Origin of the sequence: Amycolatopsis sp. cmx-11-12, assembly GCF_046269425.1 — a bacterium.
Taxonomy (GTDB): domain Bacteria; phylum Actinomycetota; class Actinomycetes; order Mycobacteriales; family Pseudonocardiaceae; genus Amycolatopsis.
The window spans coordinates 358793-381082 of sequence record NZ_JADNQM010000002.1 but is presented as its reverse complement, the minus strand read 5'-3'; the positions used below and the strand labels follow the sequence as shown (position 1 = coordinate 381082).

22 protein-coding genes are annotated in these 22290 nt (G+C 69.1%); 17 read left to right on the top strand and 5 right to left on the bottom strand.

Features of this window, described 5'->3' with window-relative positions:
• Positions 1 to 17: 17 nt before the first annotated feature.
• From ACLARN_RS04255 to ACLARN_RS04245, 3 genes are all read right to left on the bottom strand, one after another.
• On the bottom strand, positions 18 to 920 hold the full coding sequence (locus ACLARN_RS04255) for an HAD family hydrolase (RefSeq protein WP_037308177.1): 903 nt from the start codon (positions 918 to 920) through the stop codon (positions 18 to 20).
• 120 nt (positions 921 to 1040) lie between these two features.
• Positions 1041 to 2126, bottom strand: coding sequence for a DUF5667 domain-containing protein (locus ACLARN_RS04250; RefSeq protein ID WP_409489945.1), 1086 nt, complete (start codon positions 2124 to 2126; stop codon positions 1041 to 1043).
• A 163-nt stretch (positions 2127 to 2289) separates the two neighbouring features.
• On the bottom strand, positions 2290 to 2991 hold the full coding sequence (locus ACLARN_RS04245) for a sigma-70 family RNA polymerase sigma factor (RefSeq protein ID WP_409489944.1): 702 nt from the start codon (positions 2989 to 2991) through the stop codon (positions 2290 to 2292).
• Between the two features lie 262 nt (positions 2992 to 3253).
• Here ACLARN_RS04245 and ACLARN_RS04240 point away from each other — a divergent pair, with 262 nt between their 5' ends.
• From ACLARN_RS04240 to ACLARN_RS04210, 7 genes are all read left to right on the top strand, one after another.
• Positions 3254 to 4768: an AMP-binding protein gene (locus ACLARN_RS04240; RefSeq protein WP_409489943.1), complete on the top strand. Its 1515-nt coding sequence runs from the start codon at positions 3254 to 3256 to the stop codon at positions 4766 to 4768.
• A gap of 48 nt (positions 4769 to 4816) precedes the next feature.
• Positions 4817 to 5053 (top strand): glutaredoxin family protein, encoded by a 237-nt coding sequence (locus ACLARN_RS04235; RefSeq protein ID WP_007030874.1) that lies wholly within the window; start codon positions 4817 to 4819, stop codon positions 5051 to 5053.
• A 57-nt stretch (positions 5054 to 5110) separates the two neighbouring features.
• Positions 5111 to 6646, top strand: coding sequence for a molybdopterin-dependent oxidoreductase (locus ACLARN_RS04230; RefSeq protein ID WP_409489942.1), 1536 nt, complete (start codon positions 5111 to 5113; stop codon positions 6644 to 6646).
• 176 nt (positions 6647 to 6822) lie between these two features.
• On the top strand, positions 6823 to 7650 hold the full coding sequence (locus ACLARN_RS04225) for a redox-sensing transcriptional repressor Rex (RefSeq protein WP_409489941.1): 828 nt from the start codon (positions 6823 to 6825) through the stop codon (positions 7648 to 7650).
• Positions 7651 to 7652: 2 nt separating this feature from the next.
• Positions 7653 to 9050, top strand: coding sequence for a glutamyl-tRNA reductase (locus tag ACLARN_RS04220; protein WP_409489940.1), 1398 nt, complete (start codon positions 7653 to 7655; stop codon positions 9048 to 9050).
• Between the two features lie 82 nt (positions 9051 to 9132).
• The gene (gene hemC, locus ACLARN_RS04215) at positions 9133 to 10080 is read left to right on the top strand and encodes a hydroxymethylbilane synthase (protein ID WP_409489939.1); all 948 of its coding nucleotides are present in this window, start codon (positions 9133 to 9135) and stop codon (positions 10078 to 10080) included.
• A 59-nt stretch (positions 10081 to 10139) separates the two neighbouring features.
• A complete protein-coding gene (locus ACLARN_RS04210) occupies positions 10140 to 11672 on the top strand; it encodes a uroporphyrinogen-III synthase (RefSeq protein WP_409489938.1) in 1533 nt (510 codons plus the stop codon).
• A 113-nt stretch (positions 11673 to 11785) separates the two neighbouring features.
• Here ACLARN_RS04210 and ACLARN_RS04205 read toward each other — a convergent pair whose 3' ends face one another.
• Positions 11786 to 13072: an Nramp family divalent metal transporter gene (locus ACLARN_RS04205; RefSeq protein ID WP_409489937.1), complete on the bottom strand. Its 1287-nt coding sequence runs from the start codon at positions 13070 to 13072 to the stop codon at positions 11786 to 11788.
• A 150-nt stretch (positions 13073 to 13222) separates the two neighbouring features.
• On the opposite strand from ACLARN_RS04205, the gene hemB reads away from it, so the two are divergent.
• The 4 genes from hemB to ACLARN_RS04185 are packed head-to-tail and all read left to right on the top strand — an operon-like array spanning position 13223 to position 15563.
• Positions 13223 to 14194, top strand: coding sequence for a porphobilinogen synthase (hemB, locus tag ACLARN_RS04200; RefSeq protein ID WP_409489936.1), 972 nt, complete (start codon positions 13223 to 13225; stop codon positions 14192 to 14194).
• A gap of 10 nt (positions 14195 to 14204) precedes the next feature.
• Positions 14205 to 14750, top strand: coding sequence for a hypothetical protein (locus tag ACLARN_RS04195; RefSeq protein ID WP_409489935.1), 546 nt, complete (start codon positions 14205 to 14207; stop codon positions 14748 to 14750).
• Positions 14747 to 15202, top strand: a complete 456-nt coding sequence (locus ACLARN_RS04190) for a hypothetical protein (protein ID WP_409489934.1) — start codon at positions 14747 to 14749, stop codon at positions 15200 to 15202. Before ACLARN_RS04195 ends, ACLARN_RS04190 begins: the two co-directional genes overlap by 4 nt.
• Positions 15180 to 15563: a hypothetical protein gene (locus ACLARN_RS04185; protein WP_409489933.1), complete on the top strand. Its 384-nt coding sequence runs from the start codon at positions 15180 to 15182 to the stop codon at positions 15561 to 15563. Before ACLARN_RS04190 ends, ACLARN_RS04185 begins: the two co-directional genes overlap by 23 nt.
• An 11-nt stretch (positions 15564 to 15574) precedes the next feature.
• Here the strand turns inward: ACLARN_RS04185 and ACLARN_RS04180 are convergent, their stop codons facing one another.
• Positions 15575 to 16063, bottom strand: a complete 489-nt coding sequence (locus ACLARN_RS04180; RefSeq protein ID WP_409489932.1) for a TspO/MBR family protein — start codon at positions 16061 to 16063, stop codon at positions 15575 to 15577.
• Between the two features lie 121 nt (positions 16064 to 16184).
• On the opposite strand from ACLARN_RS04180, the gene hemL reads away from it, so the two are divergent.
• The 6 genes from hemL (at position 16185) to ACLARN_RS04150 (ending at position 22288) form a co-directional block, all read left to right on the top strand.
• Positions 16185 to 17489: a glutamate-1-semialdehyde 2,1-aminomutase gene (gene hemL, locus ACLARN_RS04175; RefSeq protein ID WP_409489931.1), complete on the top strand. Its 1305-nt coding sequence runs from the start codon at positions 16185 to 16187 to the stop codon at positions 17487 to 17489.
• On the top strand, positions 17486 to 18118 hold the full coding sequence (locus ACLARN_RS04170) for a histidine phosphatase family protein (RefSeq protein ID WP_409489930.1): 633 nt from the start codon (positions 17486 to 17488) through the stop codon (positions 18116 to 18118). The genes hemL and ACLARN_RS04170 overlap by 4 nt, the downstream gene beginning before the upstream one ends.
• A complete protein-coding gene (locus tag ACLARN_RS04165; protein WP_409489929.1) occupies positions 18115 to 18696 on the top strand; it encodes a TlpA family protein disulfide reductase in 582 nt (193 codons plus the stop codon). The genes ACLARN_RS04170 and ACLARN_RS04165 overlap by 4 nt, the downstream gene beginning before the upstream one ends.
• Positions 18697 to 18833: 137 nt before the next feature.
• Positions 18834 to 19505 (top strand): rhomboid family intramembrane serine protease, encoded by a 672-nt coding sequence (locus ACLARN_RS04160; protein WP_409489928.1) that lies wholly within the window; start codon positions 18834 to 18836, stop codon positions 19503 to 19505.
• A gap of 435 nt (positions 19506 to 19940) precedes the next feature.
• The gene (locus tag ACLARN_RS04155; protein ID WP_409489927.1) at positions 19941 to 20714 is read left to right on the top strand and encodes a cytochrome c biogenesis CcdA family protein; all 774 of its coding nucleotides are present in this window, start codon (positions 19941 to 19943) and stop codon (positions 20712 to 20714) included.
• Positions 20715 to 20788: 74 nt separating this feature from the next.
• On the top strand, positions 20789 to 22288 hold the full coding sequence (locus ACLARN_RS04150; RefSeq protein ID WP_409490017.1) for a cytochrome c biogenesis protein ResB: 1500 nt from the start codon (positions 20789 to 20791) through the stop codon (positions 22286 to 22288).
• The last annotated feature ends 2 nt before the right edge of the window (positions 22289 to 22290 follow it).

The following is a 22290-nucleotide window of genomic DNA, read 5'->3' as shown; positions in this document are numbered from 1 at the left end:
AGCACGCGAGTTACGGGTCAGCGGCGCCGGTAGGCCATGCCGGCCGCGACGGCGCCGGCCACGGCACCCACGCCGAGCACCGAAGGAACGCCGATCTTCGCGGCCTTCCGTCCGGTCCGGAAGTCGCGGATCTCCCAGCCGCGCGCCCGCGCGACGTCGCGAAGTCCGCCATCGGGGTTCACCGCGACCGCGGTCCCGACGACCGACAGCATCGGGACGTCGTTCTGCGAGTCCGAATACGCCGTGCAGCGCTTGAGATTCAGCCCTTCGCGTGACGCCAGCGCCCGGACGGCGTGTGCCTTCGCGCGGCCGTGCAGCAGGTCGCCGACGAGGCGGCCGGTGTAGACGCCGTCCTTGGTCTCCGCGACGGTGCCCAGCGCGCCGGTGAGGCCGAGGCGCCGCGAGATGATGGCCGCGAGCTCGATCGGGGTCGCGGTGACGAGCCAGACGCGCTGTCCGGCGTCGAGGTGCATCTGCGCGAGCGCGCGGGTGCCGGACCAGATCTTGTCCGCCATCAGCTCGTCGTAGATCTCTTCGCTGATGTCGGTGAGTTCCTGCACGGTGCGACCGGCCACAAAGGACAGTGCGCGTTCGCGGTGGGTCTTGATGTCCTCTTTGTTCTCCCGGCCGCCGAGCCGGAATTTGACCTGCTGCCAGACGAATCCGGCCAGATCGGCGGAGGTGAAGAACTTGCGCGCGGCCAGGCCGCGGGCGAAGTAGAAGATCGACGCGCCCATCATCATGGTGTTGTCGACGTCGAAGAACGCGGCCGCGGTCAGGTCCGGCGGAGCGGGCGGCGCGGGCGGTTCGAGGGCTTCGGCGGACGCGGTCGCCATGGCGGCCTCGGCCGACGCCTCGCCCGCGAGCTCGGCCAGCCGTTCGAGCTCTTGACTCTTATCCCTGCCCCGCCAAACTGACACGCACACCGCCTCCGGAATCCCAGGTGCCTACGCACAGCGTAGCGAGCGCTTCACCGGCTCGTCCCGGGTGTGGCGCCTCCCTCAGTGTCTGTTTGGTGAACCCGCTTCCGCGACGGAGCGTCAGCCGATGACTATCGGCGGTAACCCCGGGATGAGCGGCGGAATCGAAATCAGCGGCGGCGGTCGGGTGGTGGTCGTCGGGGGAGGTGTCTTCGTCGTCGGGGCGGGCGTGGCCACGACGGGCGGTGGCACGCCTCCCGAGGGCGGCGTGAGCGGTCCGGTCGGGGCCGCGGTGTCCACGCCGGACGACGGCGGCGCCGAGGTCGGCGACGGCGACGGCGACCCGGTCGGGGCCGAGGACGGCGCGGACGGCGTCACCGGCGGTACGACGGCGTCGGGGGAGCCGGGGTCGCGGACGCAGTCACCGGCGGCCGGGAGCGCGCCCAGCTCGTCGGACGAGCCCGTGGTGATCGTGTAGCAGACCAAGCGCGAGCCGAGATCCGTCGTACGCGCCTGGACCTTGTCGAGCAGGACGCGGGCCGCGGCGAACTTGTCGTGCGCCTCGGCGGGGGCGCTCCCGACCTGGAAGCCGAGCCGGTCGGACTGCTGCTGGGCCCAGGTGCGGAGTTCGGCCAGCCGGGTCTGGCCACCTTGATCGGTGACGATCGCCGTCAGCTGCGAGACGCCGGCACGCAGATCGGTCTCGAAGTCGGCGAGGCCGGTGAAATAGGCGCCGGTGGACGCGCCCTGGCGGGTCAGTTCGCCGAGTTCGCCGACGCGGTTCGTGGCGAACTCCAGATGCTTCTTCGCCTTGTCCCGCTCGTCGAAGGTGAGGCTGAGCGCGGCCGATTCACCCGCTCGTTTGATGCCGTAGAGCGGATCGCCCGGCAACGCGTCCTTCGACAGCAGCAGCGTGATGCCGCCCAGCGCGAGTACGAGCGCGACGGCGGCGGCGGAGAGGTTGGCGACGGCGTGGCCACGGCGCTTCGGCGGGGCTTCGGCTTCGGCGAGACGTCCGGCGATCTCGTCGCGGATACGTTGCCGAGTCTCCGCGTCGGGAGTGCCGCTGGCGCCCAATTCGCGCAAGCCGCCGACGAGCGCGAGTTCGTGCGCGAATTCGTCGTCTTGTGGTGCGGTGCCGTCGACAAGGTCCGCGAAGCGGTCACCGTCCGCCCGCTCCCGTGCGAACCATCCCGGCACGCCCACGGCGAAGTCTCCATCTGCTCAGCCCGGTCCTGACACCGGTCTGGCTGGGAAAACGAGCGGGGACGCCCAGGAGTTACGGCAAGGCCCGGTCAGGAGTAAATATTAGAACTTTACAGCGACGCGGAGCGTCTCCGTTGAGGGTGGTGGTGGGTATATCGGCGGGTTAACGCAATCCGGTGGGCAGAAGTTGTGCCAAACGGCGTACCGCGCGGTGCTGAAGGGCCTTGATGGCGCCTTCGTTGCGCTTCATGATGGCCGCGGTCTCGGCGACCGAGAGTCCCTGCATGAACCGCAGCACGATGCACTCGCGCTGGTCTTCACCGAGTTCGGCGACGCAACGCAGCAGTTCGGCACGGGTGGCGCGGCTGATGGCCTGCTGTTCGGGACCCGCGACGGCCTGCACGCCGACGTTCCCGATCGGCGCCCCGTTCGGCTCGGCGACCTCGTCGGTGACGACCTCAAGGCGGAACCGGCTCGACTTCACGTGGTCGAGGATGATGTTGCGCGCGATGGTGACGAACCAGGCGCCGACGTCGCGCCCCTGGTAGCTCACCGACGTGATGCGGCGCAGCGCACGCAGGAAGGTCTCGCTGGTGACGTCCTCCGCGAGGTCCCGGTCGCCGAGGCGGAACAGGACGTAGCGGTAGACGACGTCGACGTAGCGGTCGTAGAGACGGCCGAACGCGGACGTGTCGCCGTCCTGCGCGGCGCTGACCAGTTCCCACGCTTCGGCCTTCGCGGCCTCGGCGGCGGCATCCGATGCCTCCTCGGGCTTGGGCCGGGACGCCGGAACCGAGGGGAAACCGCTCCGGCGGAGGATGTGGCCCGCCAGCATCGAGACGGGATTCGGCACGGGAAGGGTCACGGTGCACCTCCCGTTCCGGACAGGGAAGACCGGCCCGCATGTCCCACCGCCGCGTGGGCCTGCAAGATCTGCACGTCCGGACTCCCTTTCTCACCATCGAGTGATCAACACCACTCGACGACGACCAGCAGCATACGTGTAGTTACCGCGAAGTAGGTAGCGGTGCCGGGGTTACGGAACTGCGACGAAAGCGAGTGACACCCATGACGGTGGCCGAGATGACAAACTGACAACGCCGTTCACCGAGGGAAGAGGTTCGCAGTTGAGTGCGGAGCAGGTTGCCGAAGGAAGCGTGCCCACCTTGCTCGCCGAGGCCGCCCGGCAGTGGCCTGGAAAGGCGGCCGTCCAGGAGACCGGTGACGGGGTCTCGCTGACCTGGGCGGAACTCGACAACGCCGCCCACGCACTGGCCCGGGCCCTGCTCGACGCGGGAATCGAGCGTGGCGACAGGGTGGCCTTGCGGCTGCCGACGTCGGCCGCGTTCGCCGTCTCGCTGTTCGGGGCACTCCGGGCGGGCGCGGTGGTCGTCCCGATCTCGCCGCAAGCTCCGGTGGCGGAGTTGAACGGGCTGCTGGAGCACAGCGGCGCGCGGCTCGTCCTCGAACGCGAAGTGAGCGAGGAACTCCTCGATGGAGTGACAAGCCTCTCACCGCCTGTTACCTCGGATGGAGCAGTCGAACCGGTCGAGTTGGCTGGGGCCGGTGAGGACATAGCGGTCATTTCGTACACCTCCGGAACGACCGGCCCGCCGCGCGGTGTGATGCTGTCGCACCGGGCGCTGCTGGCGAATCTCGACCAGCTGAGCCGGATCGTCCCGACACCGCTCGTGCACGGCGACCGCGTGCTCATCACCATCCCGCTGTTCCACGTCTACGGCCTCGGGCCGGGGCTGTTGCAGATCACGTCGGTCGGTGCGACGGCGATCCTGTCCGAGCGTTTCCTCGCCGAGCGGACCCTTGCCGACTGCGCCGAGTACCGGGTGACCTCGATCGCCGGCGTGCCCGCGATGTACGCCGAGTTCGCCGCGATGGACCCCGAAGAGCTGGGCGCCGGCCTTTCCACCGTCCGGCGGATGACGTCCGGCGCGGCACCGTTGCACCCCAAGATCCTCACCGCGCTCCGCGGCGCCACCGGACTGGACGTCTACGAGGGCTACGGCCTTACCGAATGCGCGCCCGTCGTAACAACGACGCTGGTCACCGGCTACCCGAAGCCGGGTTCGGTCGGGCGGCCGCTGCCCGGCGTCGAGGTCCGGCTGGTCGACAGCGACGGCGACGCGACACCCGTCCCGCAAGACCCGGACGAACTCGGCGACGCCTTCGACGAGGACGGCGGCACCGGGCTGGTGTCGATCCGCGGCGCGAACCTGTTCTCCGGCTACTGGCCCGACGGCTCGCACGGGCCCGGCGAAGATGGCTGGTTCCGTACCGGCGACGTCGGCTACCTCGACACCGACGGCGACCTGCACCTGGTGGACCGGGCCAACGACCTGATCATCGTCAACGGTTTCAACGTCTATCCGCACGAGGTCGAGAACGTGATCTCGATGCTGGACGAGGTCGTCGAGGCGGGTGTCGTCGGCGTCGTCGACGAGCGCACTGGCGAAGCGGTGAAGGCCGTCGTCGTCCCGGCGCCCGGCGCGTCGCTCTCGGAACAGCAGGTCGTCGAGCACTGCGCGGAGCACCTGGCCGGGTACAAGGTGCCGCACACCGTCGAATTCGCCGAGTCCCTGCCGCATTCGGCCACCGGCAAGCTGCGCAGGCTTCGGCTGCGCTGATGGGCCCTCGGCGGGAAAGATCGTCTCGGGCCAGGTAAGGATTGAGGCATGGCGCACCACGTGACCGTCATGACCCGCACGGGCTGCCATCTGTGCGAGGTCGCGGAACAGGACATCGAGCGGATCTGCGGCGAACTCGGCGTCGCCTGGTCGGCGCGGGACGTCGACAGCGACCCCGAATGGCGGGCCGAATACGGCGACCGCGTGCCGGTGATCCTGATCGACGACGCCGAGCACGGGTACTGGCGGGTCGAAGAGGACAGGCTCCGGAAAGCACTGGCGTAACACACTCGTAAGGGCGAACAGCCGATCTTCGGGCGGTTTCGCTCCGAAGATGGAGTCGTGGACGAAGAACGCAGGCTCACCTTCCCGCAAGCCGCTCTGACCGGGCTGCTCGCTCTCGCCGCCGCGCTCGGCGTCGGGCATCTGGTCGCGGGTTTCGTCGGGTACACGGCTTCGCCGTTCGTCGCCGTCGCGAACTTCGTCATCGACCACAGCCCGCACGCCGTCGTCGCCTGGGCCGAGCGGACGCTGGAGACATGGGACAAGCCCATCCTCAAGATCGGCCTCGCCGTGGTGCTGGTGCTGATCGCGCTGCTCGCCGGACAGTTATCGCGGAGGAAACCACTGCCGGGCCAGGTGCTCGTCGGCCTCCTCGGTATCGCAGGTGTCGCCGCCGTCTACGTGCGCACCGACCTGGGGCAGATCTCCCTGCTGGCGCCGGTGGCCGCGACGGTCGCCGCGCTCGTCGTCTTCACCTGGCTGCACCGGTTCTTCCTGCCGCCCGTGTTCTTCGACCCTCGGGAGAGTGAAGGGCCGGACCGGCGGAAGGTGCTGATCACCGGTGCCTCCGTCGCGGCCGGGGCCGGTGTCGCCGCGCTGACCGGAGAATTCGTCGGGACCAGGAAGAACGCCGAGGAGTCGCGCGCCGCCGTCGGCAGGCTCGTCGCGGCGAGGACAGCGCCACCGATCCCGCCCGACGCGGACTTCGTGAAGTTCGGCACCCCGCCCTATCTCACTCCTTCGAAGGATTTCTATCGGATCGACACCGCCCTGGTCGTCCCGCAGGTCCGCACCGAGGACTGGAGCCTGCGGATCCACGGGATGGTCGACCGCGAAGTCACCTATACGTATGACGACATCCGCTCGCGGCCGCTGCTCGAACGCGACGTCACGCTGTGCTGCGTCTCCAACGAGGTCGGCGGCCCGTACATCTCCAACGCGCGCTGGATCGGCATCGACCTGCGCGACCTGCTGACCGAGGCGGGCGTGAAACCCGGCGCCGAGCAGCTGTTCGCGACCAGCGTCGACGGCTGGACCTGCGGAACCCCCGTCGAAGCCGCGCTGGATCCGGGGCGCGGCGCGATGCTCGCCATCGGCATGGACGGCGAACCGCTGCCGATCGAACACGGCTTCCCCGCGCGGATCGTGATCCCCGGGCTGTACGGCTACGTGTCCGCCACGAAATGGGTGACCGAACTGGAGATCACCACCTGGAAGGGGCGCGAGGCGTACTGGCTCAACCGCGGCTGGGGCCGGGAAGGGCCGGTGAAGACGCAGTCGCGGATCGACGCGCCCGGTTCGGCGGTGACCGCGGGCAAGGTCGTCGTGTCCGGGATCGCGTGGGCGCAGCACACCGGCGTCGCGAAGGTCGAGATCCGGGTCGATCAGGGGCCGTGGCGGGAGACCGTCCTGTCGGCCGAGACGTCGAAGGACACCTGGCGGATGTGGTGGACCGAGGTCGACGTCGCCGCTGGTCAGCATCAGGTCGCCGTCCGTGCCACGGATCAGTCCGGCTACACGCAGACGGAAGAGCGGGTCGGCACGGTGCCGGACGGGGCGACCGGATTTCACACGGTGTCGGTCAACGCGCGCTAGAGACGCTGACCACAGCGCTCACCAGTGACTTTGTGCCTGCGTTCACAAGTGGCTACCGTAGAACCATCGCCTCCGGTGGGCGTCCGGCATCGAACGGACTCAGCGCCTCGGGTCAAGAGCCGATTTCCTGGTTCAGGCGATTCATGTCGTCAGCAGGACCAGAGGAGCGGACAAGCGTGGTGTCGCAACGAGGCCGGCGCACCCGGGTGACACCGGACGCCGACAACGCGCCCACCGCGGAGATGCCCGCCGTCGAGACCACCGCCGAGCCGGAAGCGGTCCGCGCGAAGTCGATCCCCGAGGCCGCGGTCGCCCGCCTCGCCGTCTACCTCCGCGTGCTCTCCGGGCTGGCCGAGCAGGGCGCGACGACGATCTCCAGCGAAGAACTCTCACAGGCCGCGGGCGTCAACTCCGCGAAACTGCGCAAGGACCTGTCCTACCTCGGCTCGTACGGCACCCGCGGCGTCGGTTACGACGTCCAGGTGCTGGTCAGCCAGATCGAGCGGATCCTCGGCCTGACCCGCAAGCACAAGGTCGCCGTGGTCGGGATCGGTAACCTCGGGCACGCGCTGGCCAACTACGGCGGCTTCCCGGGACGCGGTTTCCCGGTCGAGGCGCTGTTCGACCTCGACCCGGACCTGGTCGGCGTGCCGGTCGGCGGTCTCCCGGTCTCGCATCTCGACGAGATCCCCAAGGTCTGCGCCGAACGGCAGATCTCGATCGGCGTCATCGCCACTCCGCCCACCGCCGCGCAGTCGGTCTGCGACCGGCTCGTGGCCGGTGGCGTGCAGTGCATCCTGAATTTCGCCCCGGTGGTGCTGCAGGTTCCGGCACATATCGAGGTGCGCAAGGTCGATCTCGCCGTCGAACTGCAGATCCTGTCGTTCCACGTCGCTCGCCGCGCCGATCTGGCCGCCAACGGCAATGGCGGAGGGGACGCAGGCTCCAAAAGCGCCGAGAATGGCAGCGTGAACGGCCACGGCAATGGAATGGTGGTGCGCTGAAAATGAGCGTGTTGGCGGTCGGGCTTTCGCACCGCAGTGCCGAACTGAACACCCTGGAGCAGGTCGCGGTCCCCGCGACCGAGGTGACCAAGGTGCTCCACGAACTTCAGCAGGCCGAGCACATCAGTGAGGCCATCCTGGTCTCGACCTGCAACCGCATCGAGGTCTACGCGGTCGTCGAGACCTTCCACGGCGGCCTGAACGACGTCTCCGACGTACTCGCCCGCCAGGCCGGGATGCAGCCGGCGGACCTCTACGACTCGCTGTACGTGCACTACGCCGGCGCCGCGATCGAGCATTTGTTCTCGGTCACCTCCGGCCTGGACTCGATGGTCGTCGGCGAGACGCAGATCCTCGGCCAGATCCGGTCCTCGTACGCCACCGCGCGCGACGCCGGCACCGTCGGCCGCACGCTGCACGAGCTGATCCAGACCACGCTGCGCGTCGGCAAACGGGTTCACAGTGAAACGGGTCTAGATCAGCTGGGCGCGTCGGTCGTCTCCGAGGCGCTGGCCGCTGCCGGGGACATCACCGGTAAGCACGCGCTGATCATCGGCGCCGGTTCGATGGGCGCGCTGACCGCGTCCCACCTGCGTAAATCCGGGATCGGCGAGATCACCATCGCCAACCGCACCGAGGCCAGGGCCGCCCGCCTCGCCGCCGCGAGCGTCGAACAAGGGGTGCCGGCCAAGGCCGTGCGGATGAGCGGGATCGCGGCCGCGGTCGCCGAAGCGGACGTCGTCGTCTGCTGCACCGGCGCGAACGCCGCGGTGTTCACCACCGAGCACGTCCCGGCCCGCGCCGGTCGCCCGCTGGCCGTCTGCGACCTCGGACTCCCGCGTGACGTCGAGCACGACGTCGCCGGACTGGCCGACGTCACCGTGGTCGACCTCGAGACCATCCAGCGCCGCATGCGCGAAAAGGGCACCCCGACCACCGACCGGCAGACCGCGAAGGCCACCGGCATCGTGCTCGACGAGGTGCGCGAGTACCTCGCCGGTCAGCGCAGCGCCGAGGTCACCCCGACGGTGACGGCGCTGCGGCGCCGGGCGGCCGAGGTCGTCGACGCCGAACTGCTGCGGCTGGACAACCGCCTGCCGGACCTCGAAGCCGGGGTCCGCGAGGAGGTCGGCCGCACGGTCCGCCGAGTGGTCGACAAGCTGCTGCACGCGCCGACGGTGCGGGTCAAACAGCTGGCCGCCGAGACGGCCGACACCGATTACGCCAACGCGCTGCGCGAGCTGTTCTGCCTCGACCCGCAGGCACCCGCCGCCGTGGCCAGCCCCACCGCTACGAAAGGTGACGGCCAGAAGCGCAGCCCGATCCCGTCCTCGGGAAACGAGCCGTCGCGCGCGCTTCGGCCGGAGGCTCCGCTATCGCGACGGCAGGGCGCCGAGTAATGACAAGTGAGTTCCAAGATCAGGAGCGCCCTGGCGGCGCGATAGCGGTCGCGCGCAACGCCGCGAAGAAAGACAGTGACCAGTGAGCAGAGTCATCCGGATCGGGACGCGCGGCAGCAAACTCGCCCTCGCGCAGACCGGCACCATCGCCGACGCCCTGCGTGCCACCGGGGCCGAGGTCGAGCTCGTCACCGTGACGACGCCCGGTGACAAGTCGTCCGCGCCCATCCCGACGATCGGGGTCGGCGTGTTCACTTCCGCGCTGCGCGAAGCCTTGCTGCGCGAGGAAGTCGACGTCATCGTGCACTCGTACAAGGATCTGCCGACGAAGCCGGAGCCGGGCATCGTGCTCGCCGCCGTGCCGCGCCGCGAGGACCCGCGTGACGCGCTGATCGCCCGTGACGGGCTGACTCTCGGCGAGCTTCCGCCCGGTTCGACCGTCGGCACCGGCTCGCCGCGGCGCACCGCGCAACTGCGCGCGCTCGGTCTCGGTTTGGAAATCGTGCCGATCCGAGGCAATATCGACACCCGCATGCGCAAGGTGACCGACGGAGAGCTCGACGCCGTCGTCCTGGCGCGTGCCGGACTGGCCAGGATCGGCCGGGCGGAGGAGATCACCGAGACCCTCGACCCGATCCAGATGCTGCCCGCACCCGCACAGGGTGCGCTGGCGGTGGAGTGCCGGGCCGGTGACGTGGACATCGAGCACCTGCTCGGGTCCACAGTGGACGATGAAGGCACCCGTGCCGTGGCGACCGCCGAGCGGGCGTTGCTCGCGGCGCTGGAAGCCGGGTGCAGCGCACCGGTCGGAGCGCTGGCGGAGATCGTCGAAGACCTGGACGCCGATGGCCGGGTCGTCGAGCGGATCTCCTTGCGGGGCACCGCCGCCGTCGAAGCCGACGGGGAAGCGGTCGACATGGTGCGCGCTTCCGCGCTCGCCGAAAAGCACGAAGCCGAACAGCTCGGCCGGACATTGGCCGCCGAGCTGCTCGACCTGGGGGCCGGCGCGCTGTCCGGCCCCGCCCAGTGAGCTGAGAGAGACAGTTACGGCCGCGAACGACTGCGGCCGCCTAAGAGGAGAACGCACAGATGACCCCCGCGCGTAAGACCACCGGGCGTGTCGCCTTCGTGGGCTCGGGCCCCGGTGACGCCGGTCTGCTGACCGTCCGCGCTCAGGAGCTGCTCGCCAAGGCCGAGGTCGTGGTGACCGACCCGGACGTCCCTTCGGGCGTCCTGGCTTTCACCGCCGAGGGCGCCGAAGTGCGCCCCGCCGTCGGTGAGGCCACCGAGGTCGCCAAGGACCTGGTGAACGAGGCCAAGGCGGGACGGCTGGTGCTCCGGCTGATCGCTGGTGACCCGCTGACCCAGCCCGCCGTCGTCGCCGAGGTGCAGGCCGTTTCCCGGACCAGCGCCGTCTTCGACATCATCCCGGGCGTCTCACCCGGCGCCGCCGTCCCGGCGTACGCCGGTGTCGCGCTCGGCGGCACGCACACCGAGGTCGACGTCCGCGGTGACGTCGAATGGGCCGCGCTGGCCGCCACCCCGGGCCCGATCGTGCTGCACGCGACGTCGGCGCACCTCGCCGAGGCCGCGTCCGCGCTGACCGAGCACGGGCTGCCGTCGACCACCCCGGTCGCCGTTACGTCGAACGGGACCATAAACACCCAGCGCACCCTGGACACCACGCTGGCCACCGTCGCGAACGAAGCGGGCGAGCTCGTCGGCCCGCTGATCGTGACCATCGGCCAGGCCGTCGGTCAGCGCTCGAAGCTGTCTTGGTGGGAGTCTCGCGCGCTGTACGGCTGGAAGGTCCTGGTGCCGCGCACCAAGGAGCAGGCCGGTGAGATGGCGGAGCGGCTTCGCGGCCACGGCGCCACCTCGCACGAGGTCCCGACCATCTCGGTCGAGCCGCCGCGCAGCCCCGCGCAGATGGAACGCTCGGTCAAGGGCCTCGTCGACGGCCGCTACCAGTGGATCGTCTTCACCTCGACCAACGCCGTCCGCGCGGTGTGGGAGAAGTTCGAGGAGTTCGGCCTCGACGCCCGCGCTTTCTCCGGCGTGAAGATCGCCTGTGTCGGCGAATCGACCGCCGCGAAGGTGCGCTCGTTCGGCATCATCCCCGAGTTGATCCCGGAAGGTGAGCAGTCCTCGGAAGGCCTCCTCGCCGAGTTCCCGCCGTACGACGACGTCCTCGACCCCGTCGACCGCGTGCTGCTGCCGCGGGCGGACATCGCCACCGAGACCCTTTCGGCGGGCCTTCGCGAACGCGGCTGGGAAATCGATGACGTGACGGCGTACCGCACGGTGCGCGCCGCGCCGCCGCCAGCCGAGACCCGCGAGATGATCAAGACCGGCGGTTTCGACGCGGTCTGCTTCACCTCGTCCTCGACCGTGCGGAACCTCGTCGGCATCGCCGGCAAGCCGCACACCCGCACGCTGGTCGCGTGCATCGGCCCGAAGACCGCGGAGACCGCCGTGGAGTTCGGGCTGCGGGTCGACGTCCAGCCCGAGAAGGCCGACGTCCCGCACCTGGTCGACGCACTCGCCGAGCACGCCGCCCGGCTCCGCGCCGAAGGTGCGCTTCCGCCGCCGCGCAAGGCGAAGCGGGCCCGTCGCTCCTGACAGTTCGTTCAAGTACATGAAGGCCCCCTTCCTTGCGCCAGGCGCAAGGAAGGGGGCCTTCATGTACTTGGCACCCGTCGCGAGTAGTTGCCTACTTGCGACGGTCGCTCACCTCAGCTGAAGAACTTCACGACCTCCGTGTAGGCGAGGTAGGCGAACATCGCGAGGCAGATCCCCAACAGCCCGTTCGAAATCCAGCCGGACCGCCCCTCCCTCGGCACCCGCGACGTGTTCATCAGCACCAGCAACGTCCCCGCCAGGAACGGCATGAACAACGCGCCCAGTACGCCGTAGATCACGGTGAGCTGGAAGGGCTGATCCAGGAACAGCAACGCCATCGGCGGAAAAGTCAGCCACAGCACGTAACCCCGGTACGCGGGACTGCGTTCCCCGGCCTTCTTCTCATACGTCTCAACGCTTTCCGTCGTGTTCGCGGGCAGCCGCAGGATGCGCCACCAGTCGGCGAAAAGCAGGCTCACGCCGTGCCAGACGCCGATCACCGACGTGAACGACACCGCGAAGAAGCCGATGAGGAACGGGATCCGCGCCCACTGCCCGTAGTCCGCGGCGAGAGTGTCGCCGAGGAACAGCAGGCCCTTGTCGCCCGAGATGATCTTCTGGCCCATCAGCAGTTCGGCGCCGACGATCAGCATCGCGATCACGAAGATCCCGGTCATGACGTACCCGACGGCGTTGTCGGTGCGCATCATCGGCAGCCACTTCGCCGAGCGCCAGCCCTTCGCGAGCGTCCAGTAGCCGTAGGCCGCCATGGTGATCGTGCCGCCGACGCCGCCGACCAGGCCGAGGACGTAGACGAGCGAGCCATCGGGCAGGGTCGGCACGGCGCCTTCGAACAGCGCGGTGAAGTTCGGCATGACGAGGATCGCGGTTCCGACCACGGTCACGAACATCACGCCGACCAGGATGGTCATCAATTTCTCGATGATCGCGTAGCGACCGAACCACACCAGCGCGAAGCCGAGCAGGCCGCAGATCATCGCCCAGTACCGCACCGAAAGCGCGGGGAAGAGCGCGTTCAGCGGCAAGCCGGACGCCGACATCGCGGTCGCGCCGTAGACGAATCCCCAGATCACCGCGTAGATCCCGAAGTAGATCAGCGCCCACATCCCCAGCGTCCGCCAGCCGGACAGGATCGTCCTGCCCGACGTCAGATGCCAGCGGCCGACGGCTTCGGCCAGCGCGAGTTTGAAGATCGTCCCGACGAGTACCGCCCACAGCAGCGTGTACCCGAAGCGCGATCCGGCCACCATCGTCGCGACGAGGTCGCCCGCGCCGACCCCGGTCGCCGCGGCCATGATCCCTGGCCCGACGTGGCGCAGCCGTGCGCGCCAGCCGACGGGCGGTTCTTCCAGTTGGTCGGTCACCGTTGAACTCGACATGAGGTGGAAGGTAACGCGCGTCACACCGGCGGCAAAACGGGCAAAGGTGATTCTTTGCTGTCCCTTAGGGTTCGCCGCCCGACTGGACCAACGGGCCGTTCATCGCGCCTGCGGACCGGTTCTCAAGCAGGCCGGAGTACCGTCGTGAGGGTGTTTCCTGAGCATCGTCCCCGCAGGCTCCGCACCACTCCTGCCATGCGCAGGCTGGTCGGTGAGACGGAGCTGCGCCCGCGTCAGCTGATCCTCCCGATGTTCGTGGCCGAGGGCATCGACACGCCCCGCCCGATCTCCAGCATGCCCGGCGTCGTCCAGCACACCCGCGACACGCTGCGCAAAGCCGCTGTCGACGCGGTCAACGCCGGTGTCGGCGGTCTGATGCTGTTCGGCATCCCGAAGACCCGTGACGCCGAGGGCACCGGCGCCATCGACCCGAACGGCATCCTCAACGTCGCCCTGCGCGACCTGAGGGCCGAACTCGGCGACTCGACGGTCCTGATGGCCGACACCTGCCTCGACGAGTTCACCGACCACGGCCACTGCGGCGTCCTCGACGCCGAAGGCGGTGTCGACAACGACGCGACCCTTCGCCTGTACGCGGAAATGGGACTGGCGCAGGCGGAAGCGGGCGCGCATCTGCTCGGCCCCAGCGGGATGATGGACGGCCAGGTCGGCGTCATCCGCGGTGCGCTCGACCGCGCTGGCCGCACCGACACCGGGATCCTCGCCTACTCGGCGAAGTTCGCCAGCGCGTTCTACGGCCCCTTCCGTGAGGCCGTCGACTCGCAGCTGAAGGGCGACAGGAAGACGTACCAGCAGGATCCGGGCAACGTGCGCGAAGCGTTGCGCGAGATCGAGCTGGACATCGCCGAGGGCGCGGACATGGTCATGGTCAAGCCCGCACTGTCCTATTTGGACGTCATCAGGGCAGCGGCCGAAGCGTCGCCGGTTCCCGTGGCGGCATACAACATCTCGGGCGAGTACGCGATGGTCGAGGCCGCCGCGGCGAACGGCTGGCTCGATCGCGAGCGCACGATCCTCGAGGTGCTGACGTCGATCCGCCGCGCGGGCGCGGACATGATCCTCACCTACTGGGCGGCCGAAGCCGCTGCTTGGCTGGACTAGGCTGCCTCGCGTGAGCGATAGCAAAGCCGACGAAACGGACGACGAGCGCCGCAAGCGGGGGAGGGCGCCCGATCCGATCCTCCCCGGCCAGGAGGCGCCGAAACACGTCGTGCCGAAGCCTGTCGCCATTTCGTTCTGGCTGTGGATCGCGACCGGTCTCGCTCTGCTCTCCGGGCCCCTCTACCTGCTGCTCGGCAGGCAGTCGGTGATCGACGAGTACTCCAGGCAGAACGCCGCACAGGCCGACCCGGCGCTGAAGGTCGACCCGGTCCGGATCGTCGAGGGGGTCGACGCGCTGATCAGGAACCTGTTCGTCGGTGCGATCACTTTCGCCGTGCTCTTCGCCCTTTTCGCCTATAAGGCCCGCGAGGGAACGCGTTCGGCCAGGACGGTGCTGACCGGGCTCGCGCTCTTCCTGGCGCTCGTCGGGCTCTTCCTCCTCGGTGGCGCGTTTTTCGTGGTCATCGCCACGCTGATCGCGGTGATCGCGCTGATCCTGATGTACCTGCCCAGCGTCGCCGACTACTTCCCGAAGGCCGGGCGCGAGCTGCCATGACGCCCGAGCCGGCTCTCTACGGTGAACCCGGCGTCGGCTGGACGGCGTTGCTGTGGGCACCGCTGTTCGCCCTCGCCGGGCTGCTCGCCGAGCTGGCGACCGGCGGGCCGGTCCACTGGCTGGCGTGGATTCTGGTCGCGGCGGGGCTGGTGCTGATCACCGTGCCGTGGGTGTACGCCCGCCGCCGGTACCTCTCGCTCGAAGTCACCGCCGACGGCTACCGGCAGGGCAGGGAAACCCTGGAGGCGGCCCGGATCGCCGAGGTCATCGAAGACGAAGAGGCGCCGGTCGGTTCGCGGGTCCTCGGTGGCGGCTGGACGATCCCCAAGAAGCACGGAGAGGTCGGGTTGAAGCTCGACGACGGCGTCTTCGTCCGCGCGTGGGCCAAGGATCCGGACGCACTCCGCGAGGCTCTCGAGGATTTGGTGCGTGCTCGCACCACAGAGTCATGAGAAGCTGCTCACTGTGATCGACCTTCCCCAGCCGACCGGGGCCGACCTGTGGCCACCGGAGGACGCCCGGCCCTCGGCCCGGCTGCACAAACCCCTGCGCGCTCTGGTGGGAGCCGTCGAACTGATCCTGGCCGCGTTCGCGGTGTGGGGTGCTTTCGCGTGCTGGCAGGCCGGTGTCGTCCCGGTCCTGATCACCTACGGCGAAACGACGACCCTCGAATCGCAGCGTTACTTCGGCGGCCCGCTCGCCGGTGCCATCGGGCTGGGCGTACTGGCCGCGATCCTGGTGGTGGACGCGATCCGCCAGTTCCTGCTCGCCGTCCGGGCCAAGGGACGCAAACCCAAGGAACCCCAGTACTGAGAAAACCCAGTTCAGTTGAGCCAGACGACGGCGGCGTTGACCGCTGTCGAGAACAGCAGCCACAGCAGATACGGCACGAGCAGCCACGCCGCGAGCTTCGACCGGCGGGCGAATTCCATCATCGTGATGGGTACGACGAAGTCCAGTACGACGACATCGGCCAGTGCCAGGACGTGCGCGCCGCCGGCGAAGAACAGCGGCGTCCACAGCAGGGTCAGCAGGAGGCAGACGCCGTAGAAGGCGAAGCCGCGCGTTTCGCCGTCGGTGCGCCAGTAGCACCAGCCCGCGACGGCGACCAGGAGGAGCAGGGCCGACCAGACCGGACCGTAGAGCCAGCCCGGTGGCGCCCAGGACGGGCGGGCCAGTGCGTTGTGCGTCTCGGTGCGCGTGGCCACGGCAAGCGCGGCCACTCCGCCCACGATCGCGGCCATGGCGACGAACCCGGCCAGCGCCTGCCAGCGCAGGCGGCGGTGATGGGTCGGCGGCCGCATCGTGGACACGTGGATTCCTCCGCGAGGGTTGCGACAGGAGTGCTTCCACCCTAGTGGGGCTGGTCACGCCGCGCCCGGAACCGCGAGGACTCGGCGGCGGGTGTCATCCGGGATTTGCGAGACTGGGGGCGTGACTACCGGAGTCGATCAGTCCAAGGCATGGTTCGAACGAGCGAAAGCCGTGGTCCCGGGCGGGGTGAACTCCCCGGTGCGGGCCTTCAACTCCGTCGGTGGGACCCCGCGGTTCATGGTGCGTGGCGAGGGCCCGTATCTCTGGGACGCCGACGACAACCGCTACGTCGATCTGGTCTCCTCGTGGGGGCCGATGGTCCTCGGGCACGCGCATCCGGCCGTCGTCTCCGCCGTGCGCGAAGCCGCCGTCAACGGGCTGTCGTTCGGCACGCCGACCCTCGGCGAGGTGGAACTGGCCGAGGAGATCATCGGGCGCGTCGAGCCGGTGGAGCAGGTCCGCCTGGTCAATTCCGGCACCGAGGCGACGATGAGCGCGATCCGGCTGGCCAGGGGGTTCACCGGCCGGGCGAAGATCATCAAGTTCGCGGGCTGCTATCACGGCCACGTCGACGCCTTGCTCGCCGAAGCGGGCTCCGGCGTCGCGACGCTCGGCCTCCCGACGTCCCCCGGCGTCACCGGCGCGCAGGCGGCCGACACGATCGTCCTGCCCTACAACGACCTCGACGCGGTCCGGAAGTCCTTTGTGGACAACCCAGGCTCGATCGCCGCGATCATCACCGAAGCGGCCGCGGGCAACATGGGCGCCATCGCCCCGGCCGAGGGTTTCAACGCCGGGCTCAAGGAGATCGCGCACGAGCACGGCGCGCTGCTGATCATGGACGAGGTGATGACTGGGTTCCGCGTCTCGAAGGCGGGCTGGTTCGGTCTCGACGGCGTCGCCGGTGATCTCTACACCTTCGGCAAGGTCATGTCCGGCGGGCTGCCCGCCGCGGCCTTCGGCGGCCGTGCCGACGTGATGGCGAAGCTGGCCCCGGGCGGGCCGGTGTACCAGGCGGGGACGCTGTCGGGGAACCCCGTCGCCGTCGCGGCCGGGCTCGCGACGCTGCGCGCGGCCGACGACGCCGTGTACGCGGCCCTCGACGCCAACGCGAAGCGGCTCGGCGACCTGTTCGACCGGTCACTGACCGAGGCCGGGGTCGCGCACACCGTGCAGTACGCGGGCAACCTGGTCAGCGTGTTCTTCAGCGAAACCCCGGTGACGAACTACCCGGGCGCGCAGGCTGCGGAGACCTGGCGGTACCCGGCGTTCTTCCACGCGCTGCTGGACAACGGCGTCTACGGACCGCCGAGCGCGTACGAGGCTTGGTTCGTCAACGCGGCCATGGGCGACGCCGAGTTCGAGATCATCTCCTCCGCGCTGCGCGTGGCCGCTCGTGCCGCCGCCGAGGCGGTCCAGGCGTGAGCGAGACGACGATCGTGCACCTGCTCCGCCACGGTGAGGTGCACAACCCGGACAAGATCCTGTACGGCCGTCTGCCCGGCTTCAAACTGTCGGATCGTGGTCAGCGCCAAGCGCTGACTGTCGCCGAAGCCGTCGCGACACACGACATCACGCATGTCGTCGCTTCGCCGCTTCAGCGTGCGCAGGAGACCGCGGCGCCGATCGCCGCCGCGCACCGGCTCGACGTCGACACCGATGATCGGCTCATCGAGGCGGACAACCAGTTCGAAGGCGAGCGGGTCGCCGTCGGCGATGGCGCCCTTCGCCAGCCGAAGCACTGGCCGAAGCTGGTCAACCCGTTCCGGCCGTCGTGGGGTGAGCCGTACGTCGAGATCGCGCATCGCATGCTCGGCGCGATCTACCGGGCGCGGCAGGAGGCCGCGGGACACGAGGCGCTGTGCGTCTCGCACCAGCTGCCGATCTGGACCGTGCGGCGGTTCTTGGAGGCGAAGCGGCTCTGGCACGACCCGCGCGTCCGGCAGTGCTCGCTCGCTTCGCTGACCAGCCTGGTCTTCGAGGGCGAGGAACTCGTACGGGTCGTCTACAGCGAGCCCGCCGGAACGACCGACCCGAAGGTGACCGGGGCATGAAGCGCGCGCTGGCGTCCCTGGCGGTGCTGCTGCTCGTCGTCACGGGCTGCACGACCGGCAAGGACGCCGTCGTCGCCGGCGGCAGCTTCAACTTCGTGTCGCCGGGCGGGAAGGTCGACATCACCTACGACGTCGCGGATCGCCAGCAGTCGCCGACGCTGTCCGGCGACGACCTGATGAACGAAGGCAAGCAGCTTTCGATCGCCGACTTCCCCGGCAAGGTCGTCGTGCTGAACCTGTGGGGCCAGTGGTGCCCGCCGTGCCGCGTCGAGGCGCCGGAGATGCAGAAGCTCTACGACCAGACCAAAGCGTCCGGCGTCGAGGTGGTTGGCATCGATCTGCGCGACAACGACCGGAAGCCGCCGCAGGACTTCATGCGGGACCGGAAGCTGACGTACCCGTCGATCTACGACCCGTCCGGGCGGACGCTGCTCCAGCTCTCGGGCTATCCGCGCAACATCATCCCGTCGACGATCGTGCTGGACAAACAGCACCGCGTCGCGGCGGTGTTCCTGCGTAGCCTGCTGGCTTCGGACCTGCTGCCGGTCGTCGAACGCCTGGTCGCCGAACCCGCCTGAGCTGAAGGGCCCCGCGCAAGTAGTCCTCTGGTTGCGGTCCTTCGCCAGCTGACTACCGCAACCAGAGGACGAAACGCGGCGGCTGGTTATCCTCCTCATCCGGCCGCGTGGAGCGGCGCTGAACTGGGGAGAAGGAAATGACGACTGCTTCAGACGTGCCCAGATCCGGTCAACGTGACGCCGAGGCCATGATCGCGGAGGCCAAGAAGGCCCTGTGGGTCATGGTCGGCGTGCTCGTGGTCCTCTGGCTGATTCAGATCTACAACGCTGTCGACGGCTACGAGCTGGCCCTCGAATACGGGACACGGGCACGGGAGATCAGCTCGCTGCCCACCGTGCTCACCGCACCGCTCATGCACGCCAGCTGGGGACATATCGAGTTCAACTCCGGGCCGCTATTCATCTTCGGGTTCCTCGCGGCGTATCGCGGAGTGAAGAAGTTCCTCAGCGTCACGGTCTTGATCGCGGTGACGAGCGGCCTCGGCGCCTGGGCCCTGCACGACTCCGGCACGGTCGGGGTCGGCGCGAGCGGCCTGGTGATGGGCTACTTCGGGTACGTGCTCGTGCGCGGGATCTTCGACCGGCACAAGATCGACATCGTGATCGGCCTGGTCATGGCGTTGTGCTTCGCTTACCAGTTCACGAACCTGTTCCCGCAGGACGCGGGGGTCAGCTGGCAGGCGCACCTCTTCGGCTTCCTCGGCGGCCTCGCTGGCGGCTGGGTGTTCCGGGACCGCCGTCCCAAGCCGGAGCCCGCCGCACCCGCCTTCCCGACCATTCCGCTCACGCCGCCCGACACCCTCAAGTAGTCCTCTACTTGCGGTAGTTAGCTGGTGCAACTACCGCAAGTAGAGGACGAAACGCGGGGTTGCCGGCACGACCACCCCGCCCCACGCGGTGTTGACGCGTGTTCCGCAGCGGCCAGCGGTCTTGCGGCAGGCTGTGGCGAGTGTCCCCAATGTGGCATTGGAGGCGCTGAGCGCCTCCAATGCCACATTGGGGACACATCCCACTCTTTCTCCCGCCCTGCTCGACCCACCGCTTCCCGGTGCCGGAACCGGGAAGCCCCGCACCCCCGCGTTTCGTCCTCTGGTTGCGGTCCTTGCGCGAGCTAACTACCGCAACCAGGGGACGAAACGCGGGGGAGGGGGAGACGGGACCAACGTCCTAAGTGGGTGCGACGTAGGTCCCGTTGGGCAAGCCCCGGCGTTTTCACTCCGACCACACTCCCTACTCTCAGCTGGGTGAACGGTGTAACCGAGCTGGCGCTCTCCGGGCCGCTGCTCCTCGCCGCGGGCGTCGCGCTGCTGGCCGGGACGATCTCCTTCGCGTCGCCGTGCGTCGTCCCGCTGGTGCCGGGGTACCTCGCGTACCTCGCGGCGCTGGTCGGCGCGGACGCCCCCGCGGTCAGCCCCGACGAGGAGCGCAAGAAGGGCCGTTACGCCGTCGTCGGCGCGGCGGCCCTGTTCGTGCTCGGGTTCACCGTCGTCTTCGTGGTGACGCTGGGGACGCTGGTGTGGATCGCCGACGCCGTCCAGCTCAACATGGACCTCCTCCAGCGCCTCGGCGGCGTGCTGACGATCGCCATGGCGCTCGTCTTCCTCGGCTGGATCCCGGGACTGCAGCGCGAGTTCCGTTCACACCACGTGCCGCGCGGCGGACTGTGGGGCGCGCCGGTGCTGGGCGCGGTGTTCGGGCTCGGCTGGACACCGTGCATCGGGCCGACGCTGTCCGCGGTCATCTCCATGGCCAGCGCCACCGGCGGGGCGGCGGTGCGCGGGTACGTGCTGATCCTGGTCTACTGCCTCGGTCTCGGCGTCCCGTTCCTCCTCATCGCGTTCGGCGCCCGCTGGGCCGTCCGCGCGACGGACTGGCTGCGCCGCCACGGCCGTCAGGTGCAGGTCTTCGGCGGCGTCCTGCTGCTGGTCGTCGGCGTCCTGCTGGTGACCGGGCTGTGGGGCGACATGACCGGCTGGATCCGGAACACCCTCGTGAACGACCTCAGGCTGCCCTTGTGACCACCGAATACCGCCAGACGCCGCTGAAGCGGGTCCTCGCCTTCCTGCGCAACACCTGGCGCGGGCTGACGTCGATGCGCACAGCGCTGGTACTGCTGTTCCTCCTCGCGCTCGCCGCGATGCCCGGCGCCCTGCTGCCGCAGCGGAACCTCAACGTCGCCAAGACCGACGAGTACATCGCCGCGCACGGCTGGTGGGGCGAACTGCTCGACCGCACGCAGTTCTTCGAGGTCTACGGCAGCGTCTGGTTCTCGGCGATCTACATCCTGCTGATGGTCTCGCTGATCGGCTGCCTCGCGCCGCGCAGCCTCGACTACGCGAAGGCGATGCGCGCGAAGCCGGTGCTCACGCCACGCAAGCTCGCGCGGATGCCGCACCATCTGTCCACCACGACCGATCGGACTCCCGAAGCGGTCATGAAGGACACTCACGCGCTGCTCAAGGGATGGCGCCGCGTAGAGCGCGAAGAGGCCGACGGCGTCCGGAGCATCTCCGCCGAACGCGGATATCTCCGCGAGACCGGCAACCTCGTCTTCCACTTCGGCATGCTCGGCCTCATCATCTTCTTCGCGCTGGGCAAGCTCTTCGGCTACGAAGGCCAGGTCATCGTCCAGGCCGACGACAGCCAGTGGTGCAACTCCGGGATCCTCGGTTACGACACCTTCAACGCCGGTCTCCGCGTCGACGGCACCGACCTGAACCCGTTCTGCATCCGCCTGAAGGACTTCGAGGCGCGCTACACCGAGGCCGGGCAGGCGAACTACTACCACTCCAACATGGAGTACCAGTCCGGCGAAGACCTGAAGACCGGCGCGTGGAAGCCGTACGGCCTCGAGGTCAACTCGCCGCTGCGCACCGCGGGCGACCGCGTCTACCTGCTGAACTTCGGCTACTCCCCGAAGTTCACGGTGACCTTCCCGGACGGCACCGTCCGCACCAACCTCACGCCGTGGCGTCCCGCCGACGAGCCGACGAAGCTCTCCGAAGGCGCGACGAAGATCGACCAGCCCGGCATCACCGACCCGATCGAACGCCGCACCCGGCAGCTCGCGATCACCGGCCTGCTCGCCCCGACCGCGTTCATGCACGGCAACGTGCTGACGTCGTCGCGGCCCGAGGCGAACAAGCCGGCGGTGGCCATCGACATCTACCGCGGCGACCTCGGCCTCGACGCGGGCCGCGGGCAGTCGATCTTCCAGATCGACCAGTCGCTCGTCGAGGACGGCAGGCTCAAGAAGCTCACCCGGCAGAACCTGGACCAGGGACAGGAAACCGTGCTGGACGACGGCACGAAGGTCCGCTTCGACGGCGTCCAGGAATGGGTGGCCATCCAGGTCTCGCACGACCCGGTGCAGGGCTGGGTGCTGGTCTGCGCGGTCGCGATGCTGATCGGGCTGGCGGGATCGTTGCTGGTCAAACGGCGCCGGGTGTGGGTCCGGGTGACCCCGGGACGCGACGGCGGGACAGGTACCGTGATCGAGGTCGCCGGGCTGGCGCGCACCGATCAGGCGGGCTACGGCGAAGAGTTCCAGCGGATCAGCGACAAGCTGGTCCAGGGGCAGAGAGGCAACTAGAG